Source organism: Spirillospora sp. NPDC052242, from assembly GCF_040679555.1.
Taxonomy (GTDB): Bacteria; Actinomycetota; Actinomycetes; order Streptosporangiales; family Streptosporangiaceae; genus Spirillospora.
In genome coordinates, this window is the sequence record NZ_JBFAUZ010000002.1 from 98,987 (window position 1) to 111,737 (window position 12,751).

12 protein-coding genes, 1 tRNA gene and 1 pseudogene are annotated in these 12,751 nt (G+C 72.7%); 5 read left to right on the forward strand and 9 right to left on the reverse strand.

All coding sequences use genetic code 11. The features are described 5' to 3' along the window. Positions 1 to 52: 52 nt before the first annotated feature. Positions 53 to 943 (reverse strand): NAD(P)-dependent oxidoreductase, encoded by an 891-nt coding sequence (locus AB0L25_RS02295; protein WP_500167771.1) that lies wholly within the window; start codon positions 941 to 943, stop codon positions 53 to 55. Between the two features lie 115 nt (positions 944 to 1,058). Here AB0L25_RS02295 and AB0L25_RS02300 point away from each other — a divergent pair, with 115 nt between their 5' ends. After that, positions 1,059 to 1,439 carry a winged helix-turn-helix transcriptional regulator gene (locus tag AB0L25_RS02300; protein WP_500167773.1) on the forward strand — a complete coding sequence of 127 codons (381 nt, stop codon included), beginning with the start codon at positions 1,059 to 1,061 and terminating at the stop codon, positions 1,437 to 1,439. Positions 1,440 to 1,474: 35 nt separating this feature from the next. Here the strand turns inward: AB0L25_RS02300 and AB0L25_RS02305 are convergent. After that, positions 1,475 to 1,547 (reverse strand) — tRNA-Arg (locus tag AB0L25_RS02305). Positions 1,548 to 1,747: 200 nt separating this feature from the next. On the opposite strand from AB0L25_RS02305, the gene AB0L25_RS02310 reads away from it, so the two are divergent. Both AB0L25_RS02310 and AB0L25_RS02315 read left to right on the forward strand, forming a co-directional pair. Continuing rightward, positions 1,748 to 2,164: a hypothetical protein gene (locus AB0L25_RS02310; RefSeq protein ID WP_500167775.1), complete on the forward strand. Its 417-nt coding sequence runs from the start codon at positions 1,748 to 1,750 to the stop codon at positions 2,162 to 2,164. Between the two features lie 102 nt (positions 2,165 to 2,266). Then, a complete protein-coding gene (locus AB0L25_RS02315) occupies positions 2,267 to 3,301 on the forward strand; it encodes a D-alanyl-D-alanine carboxypeptidase family protein (protein WP_500167777.1) in 1,035 nt (344 codons plus the stop codon). A gap of 2 nt (positions 3,302 to 3,303) precedes the next feature. Here the strand turns inward: AB0L25_RS02315 and mscL are convergent, their stop codons facing one another. Both mscL and AB0L25_RS02325 read right to left on the reverse strand, forming a co-directional pair. Beyond that, positions 3,304 to 3,714, reverse strand: a complete 411-nt coding sequence (gene mscL, locus AB0L25_RS02320; protein ID WP_500167778.1) for a large conductance mechanosensitive channel protein MscL — start codon at positions 3,712 to 3,714, stop codon at positions 3,304 to 3,306. Positions 3,715 to 4,221: 507 nt separating this feature from the next. Then, positions 4,222 to 4,575, reverse strand: coding sequence for an ArsR/SmtB family transcription factor (locus AB0L25_RS02325; RefSeq protein WP_500167780.1), 354 nt, complete (start codon positions 4,573 to 4,575; stop codon positions 4,222 to 4,224). Positions 4,576 to 4,674: 99 nt separating this feature from the next. On the opposite strand from AB0L25_RS02325, the gene AB0L25_RS02330 reads away from it, so the two are divergent. After that, positions 4,675 to 5,841 (forward strand): MFS transporter, encoded by a 1,167-nt coding sequence (locus AB0L25_RS02330; RefSeq protein ID WP_500167782.1) that lies wholly within the window; start codon positions 4,675 to 4,677, stop codon positions 5,839 to 5,841. A gap of 20 nt (positions 5,842 to 5,861) precedes the next feature. Here AB0L25_RS02330 and AB0L25_RS02335 read toward each other — a convergent pair whose 3' ends face one another. The 3 genes from AB0L25_RS02335 to AB0L25_RS02345 all read right to left on the reverse strand — a co-directional run bounded on the left by AB0L25_RS02335 (position 5,862) and on the right by AB0L25_RS02345 (position 10,067). Continuing rightward, the gene (locus AB0L25_RS02335; protein ID WP_500167784.1) at positions 5,862 to 6,812 is read right to left on the reverse strand and encodes an SAF domain-containing protein; all 951 of its coding nucleotides are present in this window, start codon (positions 6,810 to 6,812) and stop codon (positions 5,862 to 5,864) included. A gap of 235 nt (positions 6,813 to 7,047) precedes the next feature. Beyond that, positions 7,048 to 7,854: an S-methyl-5'-thioadenosine phosphorylase gene (locus AB0L25_RS02340; RefSeq protein WP_500167786.1), complete on the reverse strand. Its 807-nt coding sequence runs from the start codon at positions 7,852 to 7,854 to the stop codon at positions 7,048 to 7,050. Between the two features lie 92 nt (positions 7,855 to 7,946). Continuing rightward, complete coding sequence (locus AB0L25_RS02345; RefSeq protein WP_500167788.1) at positions 7,947 to 10,067, reverse strand: MMPL family transporter; 2,121 nt, start codon at positions 10,065 to 10,067, stop codon at positions 7,947 to 7,949. Positions 10,068 to 10,725: 658 nt separating this feature from the next. Between AB0L25_RS02345 and AB0L25_RS02350 the strand changes: the two genes are divergently transcribed. Further along, the gene (locus AB0L25_RS02350) at positions 10,726 to 10,908 is read left to right on the forward strand and encodes a hypothetical protein (RefSeq protein WP_500168105.1); all 183 of its coding nucleotides are present in this window, start codon (positions 10,726 to 10,728) and stop codon (positions 10,906 to 10,908) included. A gap of 14 nt (positions 10,909 to 10,922) precedes the next feature. Here the strand turns inward: AB0L25_RS02350 and AB0L25_RS02355 are convergent. Together AB0L25_RS02355 and AB0L25_RS02360 are read right to left on the reverse strand one after the other, a co-directional pair. Then, positions 10,923 to 11,114 (reverse strand): annotated as a pseudogene (locus AB0L25_RS02355) (FmdB family zinc ribbon protein); the annotation flags it as partial. 77 nt (positions 11,115 to 11,191) lie between these two features. Then, positions 11,192 to 12,676, reverse strand: coding sequence for a potassium/proton antiporter (locus AB0L25_RS02360; protein WP_500167790.1), 1,485 nt, complete (start codon positions 12,674 to 12,676; stop codon positions 11,192 to 11,194). Between the last annotated feature and the right edge of the window lie 75 nt (positions 12,677 to 12,751).

Below are 12,751 nucleotides of genomic sequence, written 5' to 3' on the forward strand. Positions count from 1 at the left end.
CAGATCCGGCGCGAACGTCCAGCCAGAATTCACCTACCCGCCATTTGCGAAATCACCGGGGAAGTGCGGCCGCGCCGGACCCCCGCATGCTCTCGATGATGCGGTCGAAGTCGTCGGCGCCGTGCCCGTCCTCGATCTGCCGCCGGACGAGTCCCGCGACCATGTCGATCGGCACCGGCTCGACGCCCTGCTCGCGGCTCGCGCGGGCGATCGTGTCCAGCGCGGTGACCGTCCAGTCGAGGCTCTGCCCCGCGTCGCCGTAGTCGCCGCCGTCCACGACCCGCGCCATGTGCGGGAACGACGTGGTCATCGCGGCGAGGAACGGCGCGGCCCGCGCGGCGAACTCCGCGGCCGTGAACCCCGCCGACCGCACCATCGCGGCCCCGTGCAGGAACCCGCTGAACAGCGGGTACATCCCCGCCAGGATCGCGAGGTCGAACAGCGACGCCGTCCCGGCGTCCGCACCGTCGTACGCCGCGTCCGCCCACAGCCCGAACAGCTCCCGGTGCTCCTCGAACACCTCGCTGGACCCGCTGTAGAGGATCTGCGCCCCCGGAGCGCCGATCATCGGCGGCGTCGCCATGATCGCACCGTCCAGGTAGGCGATCCCGTGCGCGTCCGCCCACGCCGCCAGCTCCCGCGCCTCGTCCGGCGTCGTCGTCGTCAGGTTCACGACCGTGCGCCCGCGCAGCTCCTCGACCACCGGGTCGAGCGTCTCGTGCACCGAGGCGTGGTCGTACAGGCACACCACCACCGGCCCGCCCGCCGCCACCGCCTCCCGCAGCCCGGCCTCGACGGCGCCCCGCCCGACCAGCTCGTCCGCTCTCCCCGGCGTCCGGTTCCACACGACCACCGGACGTCCCGCGTCGACGAGCGCACCGGCCAGCGCCCGTCCCATCGCACCCATCCCGAGCATCGCGACGGCCGCCTGTGTATTCGTCATGGAAGCAACTCCTTGATCGTCGATCGCGTCGCCTCCATGCTGGGACCGTTGCGGCGAACCCGGAAGTACCCACTATCTTCTGGGGTACTTACCTTCGAGTTAGTGAGGCTCGCGTATGACGAAGCCGGCCAGGCGCGGCCCGTACTTCTGCGGAATCGACGCCGCCCTCGACGTGGTCAGCGGCAAGTGGAAGGGCCTGATCCTCTGGGAGCTGAACGAACTCGGCACCCGGCGCTTCGCCGAACTGCGCCGCGGGCTCCCCGGCGTCAGCGAGAAGATGCTGACCCAGCACCTGCGCGAGATGGAGCAGGACGGCCTGATCCACCGCGAGGTCTACGCCGAGGTCCCGCCCCGCGTGGAGTACTCCCTGACCGACCACGGCCGCGCCCTCAACAAGGCGCTGGAGCCGCTCGGCGACTGGGGCCGCGAACGCATCCGCCGCGAGGAGACCGAACTGGTGGAGCACCCCGACGTGCCCCTACTGCCCCGCCCCTGACCCCCCGGCCAGGAGCCCGATCGGGTCGATGAGTGCGCCCCCGGCAGGATTCGAACCTGCGACACCCGCTTTAGGAGAGCGGTGCTCTATCCCCTGAGCTACGGAGGCCGGTCGTCGCTCGCCGCACGAGCGTAGCGGACGGCACCTACAGGGTAGAGGACGGGCGCCGATGACGCGCGTCCTTATCCCGTTCGTCCGTCCTGTCCCATCGGCCGCACCGGCGGTGTGGGGTGAGTTGATATCCGGTGCGCGGAATCTGTGGGGATGGCGCTAGGCCGGGTGCGGCGACCTCGGTACGCTTCGGTGCCGTGACGGGTCGGCATCATGGGCAGTCGGAGGCGGGTCAGGTCGAACAGCGGACGCCCCGGCGGAGACGGACGGCGATCATCGGCGTCCTGGTGGCGGTGCCGGTCCTGGCGACCGCGGGCGCGTTCACGCTCGGGGGCGAACGGGACGGCTCGGCCCGCGCCGTGACGCCCGTCCAGCAGATGACGCCGGCGGCGGAGCCGACGTACGGGAAGTACGTCGCGCCGGAGGCCGGGCCGCAGGCCGACACCCTCACCCCGCCGCCGCCCCCGGCCCCCGCGCCCACGCCCGCCGCGACGCCGCGCAGGTCGTCGGCGCCGCAGCGGGCCGAGCGGTCCGGGGAACGGCGCGAGTGCAGGTGGGAGGACGTCCCGTTCCTCGAACGGTGGTGCCGCTGGCGCGGCGACGGCGACCGCTGAACCGGTGCCGGGTCGGCATCGCCGATGACGCAGGGTGCCCGTCCGGGTTCTGGTAGCGTTCTGGCCGCTGATCCGCATTCGGGCATCAGGAGGAAAACCACCGTGCCGAACCCCCGGTCGGCTGCGCTGACCGCGGTCTTCCTGGTGATGGCGATGTTCTCCGCGCACGGCGACGCCAGAGCGGCCGACGGTCCGGCCGATGCCTACGAGAAGCTCCGCAGCGAGGCCGACAAGGCCCGCGAGGAACTGGAGAAGGCCACGGGCGAGATGAAGGACCGCCAGAAGGCCCTCGAGGAGTCGCAGGAGAAGCTGCGCACCACGCTGAAGGACCTGGCCGCGGCCGAAGCCGAACTCAACCGGATCCGCGAGCCGGTGGCCCGGCTGGCGAACACGTCCTACCAGCATCCGGACGCCACCGGCTCACTCGCGATCTTCGGCGGCGGCGAGCCGGTGCAGGTGCTGCGCTCGACCGCGGACGTGGCGATGCTCGCGCAGACGCAGCAGTCGCTCGTGGACCGTGCCGACGACCTCCAGGGCCGCCACCGCGAACTCGCGTCCACCGCGCAGGAACTGCAGTCGAGCAACGCCGTCGAGCAGGCCCGCGTCGAGCAGGACATCGCCTCGCTCAAGAAGCGGTCGGCCGAACTCACCGAGCAGCTCAACGGCCTGCTCGGCGACCTCCCCCGGTCGAAGCGGGTGCAGCTCGAGTGCGACGAGGGCCTGGTGGCCGAGGCGAAGGGTTTCCCGAACGGGCTGATCCCGTCCAAGTACCTCTGCGACCTGCCGCAGGAGGGCCACCAGCTCCGCGCGGACGCCGCACTGGGCTTCTACAAGCTGAACGCCGCCTACAAGGAGCGGTTCGGCCGCGAGATGTGCGTGACCGACGCCTACCGCAGCCTGTCCGAGCAGCACAGCGTCTACGCGAGCCGCCCCGGCTTCGCGGCCGTCCCCGGGACCAGCAACCACGGCAAGGGCCAGGCCCTCGACCTGTGCGGCGGCGTCCAGAACGCCGGGTCCGTCCAGTTCACCTGGTTGGAGGCCAACGCCGAGCGGTACGGATGGTTCCACCCGGCGTGGGCCTACAGCAATCCGTTCGAACCGTGGCACTGGGAGTACGGGACCGACAGCGCCCACTGACCTCAGGCGGGCGCCTGGACGGGCGCGACCTCCGCGGTGCAGAACTGGCAGCGGCGGGCCTTGACCGGGATCGTCCCGAGGCACTCGGGGCAGTCCCGCTCGGTGATCTCCTGGTTGCGGTCCATGCGCTCGATGAGCTTCGACATCGGCAGCACGACGACGAAGTACACGATCGCCGCGGTGATCAGGAACGCGATCGCCGAGGTGAGGAAGATCCCGTACGGGAACTTCGTCCCGTTGATCGTCACCGCGAGCCCCGTGTAGTCGGGCTCGCCGCCGATCAGCGCGATCAGCGGTGTGATGAACGAGTTGGCGAAGTCCTTCACGAGCCCCGCGAACGCGGCGCCGACCACGAACGCGACCGCGAGGTCGACCAGATTGCCGCGCAGCAGGAACTTCTTGAAACCACTCATCGAACGCTCCACTCCTCGGGGGTGACGCGCCCGTTCGGACGCGCCTGCAGACCGCCCCGGCGCACGATCCGAACTGCACGCACCGGAACGGTCACGGATCGTATGGTTCGACCGCTCATTTAGCCAAGTCGCCCCCGCCCCCACCTGCCCGGCCGCCTCCCCGCCCCACCTGCCTGGCCGCGCCCACCCGGCCGCCTCCCCGCCCGGCCGCGCCCCCTCCCGTCCGCAAGTGACGCCCGTTCCTGCCCGCCGTGCGATGCCCTTCCGGACCCTTGCGAACCCGGCACACGACCGACACCTACGACCGCCGCCCCCCGTCCAGCCATACGCCCGCCGCGCCGGGTGCCCGTTGCGCCGGATGCTCGCTGTGCCGGACGTCCGTCGTGTGGGGCGTTCGTTGTGCCGGACGTCCGTCCAGTCGGACGCTCGGCGTGGCGGATGCCCGTCGTGCCGGGCGCTGGTCGGGGGTTGGGGACGGGGGTCCGGGACCGGTGGGGGGAGTGGGGATCAGGGGGTGGTCCAGGACGCGACGAGGTTGAGGAGGCCCGGGAAGCGTTCGTCGAGGTCGGCGATGCGGACCTCGCTGCGGCGTTCGAGGCCGTACTGGCGCTGCCGGAGGACGCCGGCCTCGCGGAGGGCCTTGAAGTGGTGGGTGAGGGACGACTTGGGGCGGTCGATGCCGAACCAGCCGCACGGGTGGTCGAACTCCTCGCGGTCGAGGAGGAGCTTGCGGACGATCCCGAGGCGCAGCGGGTCGCTCAGGGCGCCGAGGACGACGGGGAGGCTCAGCTCCGCCGCGTCGGGCTCGGGGAGCGGGGACGGCAGCCCGGCGGGTTCCGGCAGCACCTTGATGTCGGGCATGGACGGCCTCCTCACCATCAGTACGAGTCTGATCGTACTGCATGCTAAGTTCGACCAAACTCGTACAAGTACGAGTTAAATCGAACTTAGGGAGGGCTCGTGCGGGGACGGGGATCGATGCGGTGGGTGTGGCTCGCGGCGTGGCCGGTCACGGCGGTGTTCGTGCTGTCGAACGCGGCGACGCCGCTGTACGTCCTGTGGCAGCGGGAACTCGGGTTCTCGGACGGCACGCTCACGGTGATCTTCGCGTGCTACATCGCGGGACTGATCGGCTCGCTGCTGGTGTCGGGCGTGCTGTCCGACCGGTTCGGCCGGAGGCCGGTGCTGCTGCCGGCGCTCGGGCTCGCGCTCGTCGCGTGCGGGGTGTTCGCCGCCGCGCCGTCCGTCGCCGCGCTGATGGCCGCGCGGCTGCTCACCGGCATCGCGGTCGGCGCGGTGGTGTCGGCGGGCATGGCGGCCGTGACGGACGTCGCGGGCGCGCGGCGCGCGCGACCGGCCGCGCTCCTGGCGTCCACGGCGATGGTGCTCGGCGCGGGACTCGGCCCGCTGCTGGCCGGGGTGCTCTCGGAGACGCTGCCGGCCCCCACGCGGACCGTGTTCGCCGTCGAGGCCGCGCTGCTCGCGGCCGCGGTCGTCGTGGTGGTGCGGATGCCGCTGGGACGGCCCGCGCCGGACGCAGGCGGGTTCGTCCGGGTGCCGCGGGTCCCGCGCGGGGACGGGCGTCGCCTCGCGCTCGGCGTCGCGGTGTTCGCGCCCGGCATCACCGCGACGTCCTTCATGCTCTCGCTCGGCCCGTCGCTGCTGCACACCGGCGACCGGGCCGCCGCGGGCGGGACGGCCTTCGCGATGTTCGCGGCCGCGACCGGGGTGCAGTTCGCGGCGCGCACGCTGCCCCGGCGGACGATCCTGACGACCGGCGCGGCGGCCACCACGATCGCGATGGCGTCGCTGGTGGCGGCCGTGTGGACCGGCCGGACCGGTGTGCTGCTCGTCGCGGCCGTCCTCGCCGGTGCGGGGCAGGGACTCGGGCAGTTCGCCGGGCTGTCGCTGCTGAACGCGTCCGTGCCGCCGTCGCGGCTGGCGGAGGCGAACGCCGCGTTCAACCTCGGCGGCTACCTGCCTGCGGGCCTCCTGCCGGTCGCGGCGGGCCACCTGGGCGACGCGATCGGCCTGACGAGCGCCGCCACGACGTTCGGCGTCGTCCTCGCCGCATGCGCCCTCGGCGGCGGCGTATTCGTCCGGGCCCAGGCGAAATACTCGTCCTGAACGGTCGGGTGGGTGGTGGGTCAGGTGGGGGCGATCGTTACTGAGAGGTCTGTTCGTGCTCCGGCTAGGGCGGATGCCTGGGATCTGGTGGTGGCGAGGACGAGCAGGGCGCCGTCTCGGGTTGCTTTCTCGTCGGCGGCCGGTACCGCGATCACCGGGACGGAGGACACCACCACGCGTGCGGCTCCCCAAGGGGAGGTTGCCGGACGGGCGGCCAGGGCGGGGCGGGAGGCCACAGCGGGGCGTCCGGTCAGGGCGGGGCGTCCGGCCAGGGCAGGGCATCCGGCCAGGGCAGGGCATCCGGCCAGGGCAGGGCGTCCGGCCAGGGCAGGGCGGGCGGCCAAAGCGGGACGGGCGGCCAAGGCAGGGCGGGCCGCCAAAGCGGGACGGGCGGACAGGGCGGGGTGGGCGGGCCGCGCGGGCCGCGCTGCGGCATCGGGGGGTGTTCTCGATAGTGCGGCGGGCGGCGGGGTGTGGGCGGCCGGAGCGTGGTTCGTGATGTCGGGTGGGGCTTCTCCGGCCGGGGGCGGTTCGGGGACGTCGGGCAGACCTTCGGGCGGGGCGGCCAGGACGTCGATGCGGTCGCCGGGGCGGACGAGCCGGACGGTGTCGGCGTCGGCGATGCGGACCGGGGTGGCGACCTTGCCGGGGCCGTGGCCGCGCAGCAGGCGGTCGCCGATGACGCGGACGTCGGTGAGCGGTTCGCCGCGGCGCATGGGGCCCGCGAGGACGCGTCCGGTCGCGCCCGAGCGGATGGCGCCGGACGGCACGGCGCCGGCGGGGAAGGGGACGGGACGGACGTCGGACGGTGCGAGGGTCGCTCCGGCGGGGAGGTCGCGGGCGGCGGCGAGGACCCGGACGGTCGGGGGCGGGTCGGGGCGCAGGGTGAGCAGGGCGAGCCAGGCGGCGGCCGCGGCGAACAGCGTCGCGAGCGGCCGGCGCAGGCGGGGCGAGGACGTTAAGCGGGTCACCTGCTCCTCCGGTGGACGATCGGTGGTTCTACCGGCGATGTTTCGACCGGCGGTGCCTTACCGGCGGTGGTTCGGCCCGCTGGTGGTTTGCCGGGGGCGATGTGTGCGTTCTGCGGCGGGCCCTGGAGGGCGCCCTGCGCTCCCTCGCGCGTGGGTGCTCGGGGTGAGCCTCGTCGTTGTCCGGGCCGTCGGGGGCGGGGCTGACCCGACGGCCGGGCGTGGGGTTCTCGAGGGGTCAGGGGAGTTCGAGGGGGACGTCGATGCCGTCCAGGACGTTCGGGCAGGCGCAGTCGCGTTCGGCGGGGAGGGCGGTGACGATGTCGGCGACGAGGGATCTCAGGCGGCCGACGTTCTCGCCGAACACCCGCAGGACCTCGTCCATCGTGACGCCCTCGCCCTCCTCGATGCCGGCGTCGAGGTCGGTGACGAGGCACAGCGGCGTGTAGCAGAGCGCGAGTTCGCGGGCGAGGACGGCCTCGGGGTAGCCCGTCATCCCGATCAGCGTCCAGCCCTGCGCGGCGAACCAGCGGGATTCGGCGCGGCTGGAGAAGCGGGGGCCCTCGATGACGACCAGGGTGCCGTCGTCGGCGAGGTTCCAGCCCGCGGAGCGGGCGGCCCCGAGGGCGGCGCGGCGGCCGCGGGGGCAGTACGGGTCGGCGAAGGAGACGTGGACGGCGGCGCCCTCGTCGTAGTAGGTCTGCGGACGTCCGGACGTGCGGTCGACGAGCTGGTCGGGGATCGCGAGGGTGCCCGGGCCGAGGTCGGGGGTGAGGGAGCCGACGGCGCTCGGGGCGAGGACCTGTCTCACCCCGAGGGCGCGCAGGGCCCAGAGGTTGGCGCGGTAGGGGATCTTGTGCGGCGGGTACCGGTGGTCGCGGCCGTGGCGGGGGACGAACGCGACGCGGCGTCCGGCGAGTTCGCCGACGGCGACGGGGTCGCTGGGCGGCCCGTACGGGGTGTCGACGTGCACCTCCTCGATGTCGTCGAGGAAGGAGTAGAAGCCGGAACCGCCGATGACGCCGAGGGGAGCCGTGGTTGACATGGGGCCGACACTAGCCAGCGGGGGAGCGGGCGCGTCAGGGCGTTCGGGATTGTGGATAACTCCGGGCGGGGCGGGCGCCCCGCCCGGAGAGGTCAGCGGACGAGCTGGTGCACTCTGGGCTTTTCGCCGGCCGGTTCCTCGCGGGCGAGGCGGCTCGGCGTCCAGATGCGCGGGCCGATGTCGTGCGCGAGGGCGGGCAGGAGGAGCGAGCGGACGATCAGGGTGTCCAGGAGGACGCCGAGGGCGACCGCGAAGCCGAGTTCGACCATGAACACCAGCGGCAGCGTGACCAGGGCCGCGAACGTGGCGGCCAGAACGAGGCCCGCCGAGGTGATGACGCCGCCGGTGACGGTCAGGCCGCGCAGGATGCCGCGCCGGGTCCCGAGCGACAGCGACTCCTCCCGGACGCGGTGCATCAGGAAGATGTTGTAGTCGACGCCCAGGGCCACCAGGAAGATGAACGCCAGCAGGGGGAACGACGCGTCGGTCCCCTCGAAGCCGAAGACGTGCTCGAAGAAGAGCGCGGAGGCGCCCAAGGACGCCATGAAGGACAGGATCACCGTCGCCATCATCAGCAGCGGCGCGACGAGCGCGCGCAGCAGCAGCACGAGGATGCCGAACACGACGACCAGGACGATCGGGATGATGACGAGGTTGTCGCGGGACGACGCCTCGTTCGTGTCCACGCTGATGGCCGTGGTCCCGCCGACCTTGGCGTCCGGGGGCAGCGTGTCGCGGAGGCGTTCGACGGTCCGCTGCGCGGCCTCGCTGTCGGCCGGTGCCCGCAGCGTCGCCTCGTACTGGACGAGCCCGGCCGCGGTCTGCGGCGCGCCGACCCCCGCGACGCCCTCGGTGCCGCGGATCGCCGCCGCGAGGCCGTCCGAGGCGCCGCCCGGGGCGATGACGACGGCCGGGGAGCCGGATCCGCCGGGGTAGTGCTCTGCCAGGACGCTCTGGCCCGCGATGGAGTCGGGACGTCCGGTGAACATGCCCTCGTTGGACAGTCCGGTGGCGTTGAGGGAGAACAGGCCGAGCGTGAGACCGGCCAGGGCGACCGAGGTGCCGGCCCAGAGCGCGCGCGGGCGGCGGCCGACGAGTGCGGCGATCCGGCTCCAGATGCCGTGCTCCGCCTCGTACGCCTCGGGCTCCAGGTACTTGGCGTCGTAGCGGGGGATCAGCGGCCAGAACAGCCAGCGCCCGCAGACGACCAGGAGTGCGGGGAGCAGCGTGAGCATGGCGGCGAGCGCGGTCAGCACCCCGGCCGCGGCGACCGGGCCCATGCCGGCGGTCGAGTTCATCGCGGCGAGCAGCAGGCAGATCAGCCCGGCGGCGACGGTCGCGCCGGACGCGATGACGGCGGGGGCGGCGCGGCGCAGCGCGAACGCCATGGCCTCGTGCCTGTCCTCGTGCCGGTGCAGTTCTTCCCTGTATCGGGCCACGAGGAGGAGTGCGTAGTCGGTGGCGACCCCGAAGACCAGGACGGTCAGGATGCCCGCGCTCTGCCCGTTGACCGTCAGGTCCGCGTACTTGGCGAGAAGGTAAACGAGCGACTGGGCGAGCCCGAGGGCGAACAGCGCGCTCAGGACGGGGACGAACCACAGGATCGGGCTGCGGTAGATGAGCAGCAGCAGCACGATGACGACGCCGCCCGCGGCCATCAGCAGGAACCCGTCGAGGCTCTCGAAGACCTTGAACTGGTCGGCGCCCGCGCCGGCGGGCCCGGTGACGTGCGCCTCGAGGCCGGGCGGGCCGCGCTGGGCGAGGTCGCGGGCGTCGTCCACCGCGTCGACGAGGGTGTCCTCGCCGGTGAGGGGGACGAGCACCTGCAGCGCCCGTCCGTCCTCGGACGGGATCGGGCCCTGCACGGTCTCGGCGCCGGGCAGCGCCCGGAAGGCCGTCATGTTCTCGGCGACCGCCGCGCGGTCCGCCCCGGTGATGCCGGACGGCCGCTCGTAGACGATGACGGCGAGCATCGACTCCTCGGTCCGGAAGCGCTCCTGCAACTCGACGACCTGCGTCGATTCGGCGCCCTCGGGCAGCCAGGACGACGCGTCGTTCTCCTCCACCTCGCCGAGCTTCCCGGCGAGCGGGCCGAGCGCGGCCAGCAGGACGATCCACAGGGCCAGCACGGCCCACTTGGTGCGGCGGCCGGCGATCCATCCGGCCAGTCGGTTGGGGTGGGCGCCTGGGGGCGCCGGGCTGCGTTCGCTCATGGTTCCTCTCCGCCGTGCTCAAGCGGGGTGAAAGACGCGATATGTCGCGTTGGCGCTCAGAATCTCTCGGCTGGCGAGAGAAGTCAAGTACTATCTTGTTCTGCGGCCGGGGGGTGCCGGTCGGCTCGCGAGCGTCCGCGGCCCGCGCCGTCCGCGCGATTCCTTACGGAGCAATGCTCGCCGGGACGGGGCCGCTCACGCGTCGGGTGAGGGGAGCGAATCGCCGTACGTCCAGGGATGCAGGGCCGGCGACCGCGTTCGGCCTGGAGACGTAGGGGAGGGGGCGTCCCGGCAAGCCCGGGAGGCGGCGCGGGGCGCCCTCGGCTCCGCCGGAAGCAGGAGGGAACGGTGTCACCGCAGGTGGGAGCGGTGTCCGGGGATGGCCGACGTGGCGGCGGGCCCGGGGCTCGGCCCGGTCCTCTCGGATGACGTTCGACGAGAGCGGGAACTTCGGGCCGGGGCGGACGGGCCGGGGCGGCGGGAGCGGCACGGGCCGCTCGACCGCCGCAGACGGCCGAAACGGGACGGACGGGACGAACCCCGCGTCACGCCGGACGCGGGCGGCGTCCGTCCGGGTTCAGAAAGCGCGGAACGGGCGGAGGCGACGGCCGCGCGGCCGGCGCCCCCACCCGTACGGCGAAGTCAGGCGACCTTTTCCTTGGACGACGAGGACGACCCGGAGTCGCCGCTCGACGAGGACGAGGACGACGACGAAGCCGACGAGTCGGACTTCGCGGAGTCGCCCGACGAGGACGACGAGCCGTTCGACGAGCCGTTCGACGAGCCGCCGGACGAGGAGCCCACGGTCGACTTCCCCGAGCCGCGGCTGTCGGTGCGGTAGAAGCCCGACCCCTTGAAGATGATCCCCGCCGCGGAGAAGACCTTGCGCAGCTTGCCCTCGCACGCCGGGCAATCGGTCAGCGCGTCGTCGCTGAACTTCTGCACGACCTCCAGAGGCTCGCCGCACTCGGTGCAAACGTACTGATACGTCGGCACGGTTCCTCCTAGCTGACTCAGCCCGGCGGGTGGCCCCGGACTGGCACTCACTCTGAACGACTGCTAATGGTACCCGTGAGTTGAACAGGAATCGTCCCCGGTCTGTTCCCCGGTCCGTCCGCCGACGGTCAAGCGCCGGTCTCGCCGAACCAGCCGGCGAGCTTCCCGCGGCGGCTCACGGCGCGCAGGCGGCGCTCGGCGACGTCCCGCACCTCCTCGGTCGTCACGACCAGCAGGGTGTCGCCCGACTGCAGCGGCGTGGTGGGCTCCGGGACGAAGCTGGACCCGTTCCGCACGATCAGCGTGACGGACGCGCCCGCGGGGAGCCGCAGCTCGAAGATCTCCACGCCGTTCAGCCGGGAGTCGTCCGGGATCCGGACCTCGAGCAGGTCGGCGTGCAGTTCCTCGAGGGGCGCGGCCTCCACGTCCAGCTCGCGCGTCTCGTCGTCGCGTTCCAGCCGGCACAGCCGCGCGGCCAGCGGCAGCGTGGGCGCCTGCAGCAGGGTGAACACGACGACGATGTTGAAGATGATCGCGAAGCTGCGGTCGGAGCCGGGGAGCTCCTCGACCATCGGGATGGTGGCGAGGACGATCGGGACGGCGCCGCGCAGCCCGGCCCACGACATGAACATCCGTTCGCCCCACGGGATCCGGAAGCCGAGCGTGGAGACCAGCACCGACAGCGGACGGGCGACGAACAGCAGGATCGACCCGATGACCAGCGCCGGGATGATCTGCGCGGGCAGCTCGCCGGGGGACGCGAGCAGGCCGAGCATGACGAACAGCCCGATCTGCGCGAGCCAGCCGACGCCCTCGGCGAAGCCCCGGGTCGCGGGACGGTGCGGGAGGCGGGCGTTGCCGAGGACGAGCGCGCTGACGTAGACGGCCGCGAACCCGCTGGCGTGCATGAGCGACGTCGCGCCGTACGCGCCGATCGACATCGACAGGACGGCGATCGGGTAGAGGCCGGAGGCCGGGAGGGCCACGCGGCGCAGCGCCTGGGCGCCGAGCCACCCGATCGCGATGCCCATGAGGGTGCCGACGGCCAGCTCGTAGACGAGCATCGCCGACAGTTCGAACAGGTTCGGGACGCCCTCGGTGGTGGCGAGCGCGATCACGATGATCACGACGGGCGCGTCGTTGAAGCCGGACTCGGCCTCCAGCAGGCCCGTCACGCGGGACGGCAGCGGGAGCCTGCGCAGGACGGAGAAGACGGCGGCGGCGTCGGTCGGCGCGAGGGCGGCCGCGAGCAGGAACGCCGCGCGCCAGTCCAGGCCGATCAGCCAGATCGCGGGCAGCGCGACGATGACGATGCTGAGCAGCGTCCCGATCGTCGCGACGCTGATCGCGGCCGGGACGGACGAGCGGACGTGCCGCCAGTTCGTCGTCAGACCGCCCTCGGCGAGGATGAGGACGAGCGCCGCGAGCCCGAGCGTCTCGGCGAGTTCGACGTCCTCGAAGTGGATGTGGAGGGGGCCGGACTCGCCGATGAAGAGGCCGAGCCCCATGTACGCGAGCAGGGTCGGCAGCCCGGCCCGGTGCGACAGCCGGACGGCGACGATGGCGCTGAGTACGAGCGTGGCCCCGAGGAGTAGCCAGATGTCGAGCTGCACATCCCACCCTTCGCGGGGTCGTCAAAGTTGATCGTTTAGGGATCCTACAGATTGAACGCCCATTTGCGCATTTCG